5 protein-coding genes are annotated in these 2,496 nt (G+C 54.2%); all 5 read left to right on the top strand.

Annotated features, from left to right (window positions below; translation table 11 throughout):
* The coding region (locus tag L692_RS29035) for a M14 family zinc carboxypeptidase (protein WP_036723985.1) at positions 1 to 361 on the top strand (361 nt) is incomplete at its 5' end.
* A gap of 126 nt (positions 362 to 487) precedes the next feature.
* A complete protein-coding gene (locus L692_RS0115805) occupies positions 488 to 766 on the top strand; it encodes a hypothetical protein (RefSeq protein ID WP_025701114.1) in 279 nt (92 codons plus the stop codon).
* Positions 767 to 855: 89 nt separating this feature from the next.
* On the top strand, positions 856 to 1,158 hold the full coding sequence (locus L692_RS0115800) for a HesB/IscA family protein (RefSeq protein WP_025701113.1): 303 nt from the start codon (positions 856 to 858) through the stop codon (positions 1,156 to 1,158).
* Between the two features lie 54 nt (positions 1,159 to 1,212).
* Positions 1,213 to 1,452 carry a YuzB family protein gene (locus tag L692_RS0115795; protein WP_025701112.1) on the top strand — a complete coding sequence of 80 codons (240 nt, stop codon included), beginning with the start codon at positions 1,213 to 1,215 and terminating at the stop codon, positions 1,450 to 1,452.
* A 174-nt stretch (positions 1,453 to 1,626) separates the two neighbouring features.
* A complete protein-coding gene (locus tag L692_RS0115790; RefSeq protein WP_025701111.1) occupies positions 1,627 to 2,451 on the top strand; it encodes an aldo/keto reductase in 825 nt (274 codons plus the stop codon).
* Positions 2,452 to 2,496 lie beyond the last annotated feature (45 nt).

Below are 2,496 nucleotides of genomic sequence, written 5' to 3'. Positions count from 1 at the left end.
CGGAGGCCCGGCGCCGCTCAGCGAGCCGGAGGCCGCGGCGCTGGCCGCGCTGTGCGGGAAGGCGCCTCCGGACATGGCGGTGTCGCTGCACAGTCAGGGCCAGGAGATCTACTGGAACTACCGCGGGTATGAGCCGCCGGAGAGCCAGGAAATCGCGGAGCGTCTGGCCCGGGCTGGGGGCTACCGCGCTGTCGCTTTAACGGAGAGCGACGCGGGATTCAAGGACTGGTTCATCATGAAATACGGGAAACCGGGATTCACCGTGGAGCTGGGTCTGGGCCGAAATCCGCTTCCGCTTGAGGATTTTGAAGATTTAACGCTGGAAGCGGGGCGGATTCTGGCTTCTATTCTTTCCCTATGAAAGCAAGTGAAACATTTTCAGCATAGCTGCGTAATCTATATTGAGGGTGAGGCTGCGTACTTCGCTATAAGCTGTTGCGCGGCCTTGCCTTTTACTTTATTCGGTGTTTGAGGAGGGTGACCGAAGATGAAACTAAAGAAGCTGCTGTCGCTTAAAGGCTGGTCTCATGTACTGCGAAGCGCGTGGCGGTATGTCAGCTCTCCGCATGTTGCGTCCCGGGACAAGCTGCTGTTCCTGATCCCGGCGGTGCTGTACTGGGTGCTGCCCGACTTTCTGCCTTTTATGCCGATTGACGATATCGGGGTATCGATGATGCTGATGGCCTGGTTCGTTTCCAGAATGGACCGCAAATACCCGGAGCTGGGCGGCGCGGGCAAATTGAGGCTGGACGAGGGAAGAAGATAATAATAAAGTCCGGTTGCATTATGCTGCGGTTTTCCTTTACAATAGATCACTAGAGTACAGAAATCCAGTTGTCAGGAGATGGACGGATTATGAAAGTTAAAATTACCCGCAACGCGGCTAAAGTGATAAAGAAGCAGATGGATCTTGAGGAGAACAAGGATCTGAAGCTGCGCGTACTGATTACTCATTCGCATGGCGACCATGCGCATTACGGTCTTGATCTGGACACGCCCAAGGAGAATGACGAGATCATTCCGACGGATAAGGACATCGACGTGATTCTGGAGAAGGAGCAGCCGCTTCTTGACGGCGTAAAGGTGGACTACCTGTATTTTCCGCAAGAAGGGTTTGTAATTACGAATCCGTCGAAGGGCAACCACGGAGACCACTAAGCCAATCGGCTTTTGCAGGCCGGGGGAGTTCAGACGGCAAAGAAGGGAACGGCAATGGCTAACGATATACGCATCTGCGATAAATGCAATCATATGAGCATCAAGAGCGTGCTGCCCAAGCTCCGCAAAATGGCGCCTGACGCCGAGATCAAAATCGGCTGCAAGTCCTACTGCGGACCGTGCGGCAAGCGCGCTTTCGTCTATATCAACGGCCGCTATGTCAGCGCTCCGACCGAGGACGAGGTGCTGAAGAAAGTGGAGCCCTTCGTCAAGCGGCCCGCGATAAAGAAATAGAAGTTTCATATAGAAAAAGAGCGGGCTTCATCGAACTGTTCAGGCCCGTATTGGATCAGGCTGTTTTCACAGATCAAGCTGCGAAGACGGCCTTTTCTGTTCCGCGAATAATCCGTGATATAATGGACCTGATAGCTTGAAATCGAACGAATACATAGAGGAGCGAGCAATCGAATGAGACAACTATCGGATACGATACTGCTGAATAACGGAGTTGCCATGCCATGCTTCGGGCTGGGTACGTATAAGGCTGCGGGCGATGAGGTGGAGCATGCCGTGACGGCGGCTCTTGAACTGGGCTACCGGGGCATTGATACGGCATCCCTGTACGGGAACGAGCATGAAGTGGGACGGGCTATCCGGTCCAGCGGTCTGCGAAGGGAAGAGTTGTTCGTCACGACCAAGGTATGGAATGACGATCAGGGCTATGACAAGGCGCTGGCCGCCTTTGAGAAGAGCCGCGAGGCGCTGGGTCTTGACGTGATTGACTTGTATCTGATTCATTGGCCCGGACTGAACAAATACAAGGAGACATGGCGTGCGCTTGAGCGGCTGTACGAGGAAGGCAGCGTCCGAGCAATCGGCGTCAGCAATTTCCAGATTCACCATTTGGAGTCGCTGATGAGAGACAGCAGCATCGTTCCGGCGGTGAACCAGGTAGAGCTGCATCCCCGTCTGAGACAGCGGCGGCTGCATGATTTCTGCTTGCTGAACAATATCCAGATTGAAGCCTGGGCGCCGCTGATGAAGGGGCAGCTGCAGGATAACGAAATACTGACATCCATTGCGGCCAAGCATGGCAAATCGGTCTCCCAGGTTATTCTCCGCTGGGAGCTGCAGCATGACATCGTGACGATTCCGAAATCCGTTACGCCTTCCCGGATTAAGGAGAACAGCGAAATCTTCGATTTCAGCCTGTCCGAGGAGGAAATGGACACCATCGACACGCTGGATACCGGAGAACGCATCGGCAGGCATCCCGACGAACTGATATTCTAAGGGCCGGTGAAACGGTCGATATTGGAAGAAAGAGGGAATAACGGG

Origin of the sequence: Paenibacillus forsythiae T98 (assembly GCF_000520735.1) — a bacterium.
GTDB lineage: Bacteria > Bacillota > Bacilli > Paenibacillales > Paenibacillaceae > Paenibacillus_AQ > Paenibacillus_AQ forsythiae.
Note: the sequence above shows the minus strand (reverse complement) of the source record. Positions and strands in the feature narration are given on the sequence as shown.